The 5594-nt window shown below is 39.7% G+C and carries 2 protein-coding genes and 2 pseudogenes; 2 read left to right on the top strand and 2 right to left on the bottom strand.

Translation table 11 applies throughout. The features are described 5' to 3' along the window. Window position 1 precedes the first annotated feature (1 nt). A pseudogene (locus AC0KVP_RS17075) lies at window positions 2-1240 on the top strand (alkyl/aryl-sulfatase); the annotation flags it as partial. 232 nt (window positions 1241-1472) lie between these two features. Here the strand turns inward: AC0KVP_RS17075 and AC0KVP_RS17070 are convergent. Next, window positions 1473-3287, bottom strand: a complete 1815-nt coding sequence (locus tag AC0KVP_RS17070; RefSeq protein ID WP_004706791.1) for a relaxase family protein — start codon at window positions 3285-3287, stop codon at window positions 1473-1475. Next, a complete protein-coding gene (locus AC0KVP_RS17065; RefSeq protein ID WP_004706792.1) occupies window positions 3277-3678 on the bottom strand; it encodes a MobC family plasmid mobilization relaxosome protein in 402 nt (133 codons plus the stop codon). Before AC0KVP_RS17065 ends, AC0KVP_RS17070 begins: the two co-directional genes overlap by 11 nt. Window positions 3679-4878: 1200 nt before the next feature. Here AC0KVP_RS17065 and AC0KVP_RS17060 point away from each other — a divergent pair. After that, window positions 4879-5592: pseudogene (locus tag AC0KVP_RS17060) on the top strand (MBL fold metallo-hydrolase); the annotation flags it as partial. Window positions 5593-5594 lie beyond the last annotated feature (2 nt).

Below are 5594 nucleotides of genomic sequence, written 5' to 3'. Positions count from 1 at the left end.
TGTTGCTGTTGGGAAAATGGGAATCCTTGAGCCTACACAACTGATCACCCAAGCAGAACAGAAAATGACCATTGATGGTTTGGATTTTGTGTTTTATAACGTGCCGGGTTCAGAAGCGCCAGCAGAGTTAACCTTCTCTATCCCATCACTGAAACTTTATAATGGCGCAGAAATTCTTTCGCATACCATGCATAATCTTTATACCCTCCGCGGTGCCAAAGTCCGTGATGCCTTAAAATGGGTAGGCTATTTAGACCAAGCAATGCAGCATGCCAAAGCATCCGATGTATTGATTGCACAACATCATTGGCCTGTCTGGGGCAATGACAATATTCAAGATTTTATTAAAACCCAGCGAGATGTTTATAAGTTCACACATGATCAGACGGTGAGATATATGAACTCTGGTTTTAATGGTGCTGAAATTGCCGAGAAAATTCAGCTTCCAGCGGCACTTGATCAAAAGCTATATGCGCATGGCTATTATGGAACCTTAAAGCATAATGTAAAAGCGATATACCAATACTATATGGGATGGTTCGATGCTCATCCTTCCAATTTAGATCCATTACCGCCTAAAGCTGTTGCAAAAAAATATATTGAGTTGGCAGGTGGGGAGAATAATGCATTAAAAAATGCGCGGGATGCCTATGCTCAAGCTGACTATAGATGGGCTGCCGAGATTTTAAAACATATTGTGTTGAATAACCCTCAAAACCAACAAGCAAAAGACTTATTGGCAAATACGTATCGTCAATTGGGCTATGCTGCTGAGGCTTCAACTTGGCGTAATTTCTTTTTGGTGGGTGCTCAAGAGCTACAAAATAATGTACCCCTACAAAATACATCTGATCCGAGTGATTTATTGATTCACACGCCAACTGAAAGATTTCTTGAAGCCATGGCGACAAATTTAGATGTGGAAAATTTAAAAAATGAAAACCAGTGTATCAATCTGGTTTTGTCGGATACCCAAGAGAATTTTTCATTATGGGTTGAAAACTCAATCATGCAGTTTAAGCGTCATGATGACAGTAAAGATTTGGCATCGGATTGCCCAACATTAACCGTAACCAAGCCCTTATATCTAAAAATGATTACAGGTCAAATAAAAGGGGTAAAAGTCCTGCTTTCTAACGAAAGTAAAGTCAAAGGCAATCCATTGGAAATTGGAAAATTCTTTGCAATGTTTAAACGTCCAGACTCAACTTTTCCAATTGTCACTCGACCAAATGATTAGGATGAAATGACTGGGCTTAAAGAACCCTACCAAATTAAAGTCTCCGCTTTTATGTGCACACATTAGTGCACATAAATACAAAATTAGTTTAATTATTTCAATAATTTACAATCAATAAAAAAGCCTAACTTGTCTAAGTCGGGCTTTTTTATTGATTCTTCACGTTTCACGCCTAATATTTAATCATTGTTCCATATTTTTGATTAGCAACAGTCGGAATCGAGCATAAACCCTACATGCCAAAATTCATGCCCCGATCTCGCTTAGGTTGGGGCTGCTCCATTTCCTTTTTCCGTTCCTTCATTTGGACGATATTCGCTTCAATAGTTCGGACGTTTCGAGCAAATTCTGCTGAGCTTTGGCTACTTGTGACGAGACTGACCGTTGTGTGGTTGAGATTTTCTCCAGTACGTCCTCGTAATTCGTTGTAATTTGGCTCATCTCCCTGACTTTGCCATTGATCTGCTCGGTATAGGTCGCTGTATTTTTTTCCAATTCGTGAAATTGTGTCTGTATTGTCGATAATGACTTTTGTGTTTGCACTAAGTCTGTCTGTACGCTCTCCATTGCCTTTGATTGTGCTGATAAGGCTTGGATAATTTTCTTTTGCATCACGTCTAAACTCTGCTGTTGCTGCTGCAACTGAGTTTGTTGTTGCTGTAATTGCTGCTGTTGTTCTTCGATGATTTTCAATAACTGTGTTTCTAATTCGGTCATCACTTAATACCCCATCGGCACCATGAAGTTGTTCTGCCAATCCCCTGCGTCCTTGTTGATCTGAATACATAGACGTTGGGCTTTGCTGTTTTGCTGTCTGCATGTGCTGAACGTCAAACTGCCCCCCGATCGGTTCAGGTGATCCACTCGCATTTGTTTCTCGTTGATGGTCATATTGAGTGTCCGTATCTCGTTGTACTTGCTTTTGCCCATAAAACCGAGCGCAATAATGAGAATAATTAAAATAGCAGCTCCCAAAATCATTGCCATATTCAAAGTGGTAAGCTGTTTCAGTAGGCTTTTGTTCTGAACTTGCTGTTCTTTTGTCTGTATCTGCTCGTTCATTTGCTTTAAACGGCTCAATTTGGACTGTAGCAAGGCTTGGTACTGGTCGAGCTGCTTCTCGATCTGCTGTGAGCTGTTCTGTAGGTTCTGCGCTAATTTCTCGTCTGACTGCTGGATAGCGGTCGCTGTGATATTGGCTCTTGTGCTCAAGCTGTCTTTGATAATCTGTGACGTTTGCTCGATACCGCTCAGAAGTTGTTCCTCGGTACGTTGCAATTCGCTGTTGTACTTCTTGTCGATATTCGCCAGTAGCGCTAAAGCCTTGCTCATAAACCTCTCCACTTAAACGGATAGGACGTGTTGCGCCCTCGTATGGATTTTCGATTGATATTGATTTTTGGGTTTGTCGGGTGACTTTGATTTCATTCGATTCAAGCCATTCAACCAATTTTTGCCGATCGGCAACTTTGCCATCGACTACAGCTTGGTAAATCCTTTGGTGTAACTGATCTTTAAAATCCTTCACATCCTTGGGTAAGTTCTTCTTATTGATTAAAAGCTGCTGATTGTTCGGATCATCGGGATCATATAGTTGATGTTCTGCATTGGTAATCTGCTTAAACAGATCCACTCGATCTAAATCCACTGGCGCATAAAATGGCTGTAGCCGTTTGCCTGTCGAAAGCTCAACGTTTGGAATCACAAAATTCAGCTCAAGCCGTGTCTCTCCAGTATCTTGATTCACCTTATCTTGGTGCTGTACCCATAAAATTTGGTACTGATCTTTATCGAGACCAGGGAAAAGGCATTCCTCAAAATTTTGCATGATCTGCTGTTTATCCTGGTCAGATAAAGCATGCTCGTAAAAGGATAAACAACCACTGGTATATTTCTTGGCAAAAGGACTGCTATCAATCAGTTGAGCGGTCAAGTCAACATCACCACTTAAAACCTGTGCATGTTCTCGCTCTCTATCTTCACCAAGCAAATAATCTAGACAACCTTTAGATAATCCTGAACCATGTCTAAAAAAATCAACGATCATCTGGTCGTAACTCCCGAAGTTGTTGATCTATGGAAATCAACAAATGAAGTAACTTCACTTTGTCAAAAGTACCTGTCCCTGCAATATCCGTATTAATCGCTTTGGCAATCTGATTCACGTTATTACCTATACGACCCAATTCTAGGATTAAATTTCTCTCTGTCTTGCTATATGAAGATTCAACAATCTTTGTTGATTTAATTTTTTCAGCATCATCTGCTTTGGAATTATAAATCTTTGTTGCTTTATCTACTGCTGACTGACGTAGCAACTTTGCGATTGAACCAAAAGGATTATTGGCATCGAGCAATTGATATTCTGATTCTGAAAGTCTGACTTTAAACGTCCGTTCCCGTACTACTTTCTGTTTAGTTACTGAATCTATTTCCACTTGAACAATCCCATTCTTGGTCTAACCGGTTTAGAGGAAAATCTTTGATTTTTCTTTAAACCGGTTTTCGGGGGTATCGGGGGTGAAGCCCCTGATCAAGGTCACAGCTTAGCACTATTAAACGAAGTGAAATAGGGGTAACTGTGTATCCTTGCTTATTTAAAAAGGGAAAGAATTATTTATACTAAAATTTAATCAAATGATACAGTATATAAACCCTAATAAGAACTGGCATAAATCTTGTAAAACAATAGCACTCAACTCTTTCTCACCACCACCACAGCCCTCGCTTTGCTCAGGCAGATGGTGAGCGTTGAGAGAGTTTCGGCAATACTCTCCCTAAGGGCTGTCATTCAAAAAATAACACATCCCCTAAGTATTGCCGATTTAACCTGATTAGGCTGACGGAGCCACGCATCGGTCGTATCCGCACCATGCTTCACATACATGGCAGACAAGGACTAAAGGTACTGCACCTCTCCCCACGCGCTCCCTGTCGAAGTATGGCGGTATCTCTGCGAGGATTTCTCCAACATGCAACTTAACCAACCTATACAACTACTCTCAACGCTCCGCTTTTGTGGGATTCCCCTGTAACGGTTCAGCTCCTGCTTCTCAGCTTTCACTATCGCTACGATGCACCAGTGACACTTATTCCCTCCACATGCACCGCATATCTTCCTTAAAAAGGATGCACAGAAGCTGATAAGGCTCGAATACTGTCTATGTATTGCTTATTGGATGAACGAGAGTCAGGTAACGAAAGACTTTTTACTGATACAATGCTTGCCATTTTTTATCAATTTGATAGAATTTGAAAAGCGGTACAAGCCGAAAGGTGAAATCATAACGGTCGTCAAACCTTATGATCTTCGTTACTTGATGCTCGAACATCAAATAACTGCGTACCACCAAATTTAAGACAAAACCCCTCTAAGTTGCAAGACTCAGAGGGGTTTTTCTTTAGGTTTTAACAAAATTTTTATTTTTCTCTCCTACTAACTCATGCCCAATAAGGACTGCGTAGTTTTAATAAAAACAGGTATATTCTTGTAAAATATTATTTTATGATTCCATCATAAAAAATGATGGCTGTTATTATAATGTTTGAATTGAAAAGCTTCTATTAATTCAACACATATCAAAAATAGTATAGACAAGGAAATCAACATTTATGGATATTTTGAAGAAGGAAAGACAATGAAAGTTAAATTTTTAACGGTTTCATTGATGTTTATTTTGCCATTTTCTGTTTTTGCAGCAAATGGACAAGTCGAAAAAGCGGTCATTGAATCAAATAATGCGTATAAAACGAAATATAATTTAGACGATATGACAGAGTTTAATTATGCGCAAAAAGGCTTTATTGCCAAGCCAACAGGTCAAATTAAAAGTGAAAAAGGCAATGTGATCTGGGATTTTGATGCGTTTAATTTTTTAAATGATCCAGCACCAAATACTGTTAATCCTGCACTATGGCGACAAGCAAAGCTCAACAATAATGTTGGTCTATTTAAAGTGACAGATCGAGTTTGGCAAATTCGTGGTTTTGATTTGGCAAATATGACCATTATTCAGGGTGATACTGGCTGGATTATTGTGGATACATTAACCTCTAAAGAAACGGCTGAAGCAGCACTTAAATTTGCTAGGCAGCATTTAGGTGAGCAAAAAATTTCAGCCATTATCTTTACCCATAGCCATATCGATCATTTTGGTGGTGCATTAGGCGTTCTTTCTACAGAAGAAATTAACGCTAGAAAAACCCCAATTATTGCGCCACAAGGCTTTATGGAAGAAGCGACCAGTGAAAATTTGATGGCAGGTTCAGCCATGATACGTCGTGCGACCTATATGTATGGAACCTTTTTACCAAAGAATGCTGAAGGATTGGTGGATACAGGTTTAGGTAAGGC

The sequence above is a fragment of the Acinetobacter sp. DL27 genome, assembly GCF_055810995.1.
The sequence above is the reverse complement of the archived record's forward strand: the minus strand, read 5'-3'. Positions and strand labels throughout refer to the sequence as shown.

Coding starts and splice junctions, on each gene's coding strand:
- AC0KVP_RS17070 (WP_004706791.1), bottom strand. CDS start 3,287: ATGATCGTTGATTTTTTTAGACATGGTTCAGGATTATCTAAAGGTTGT.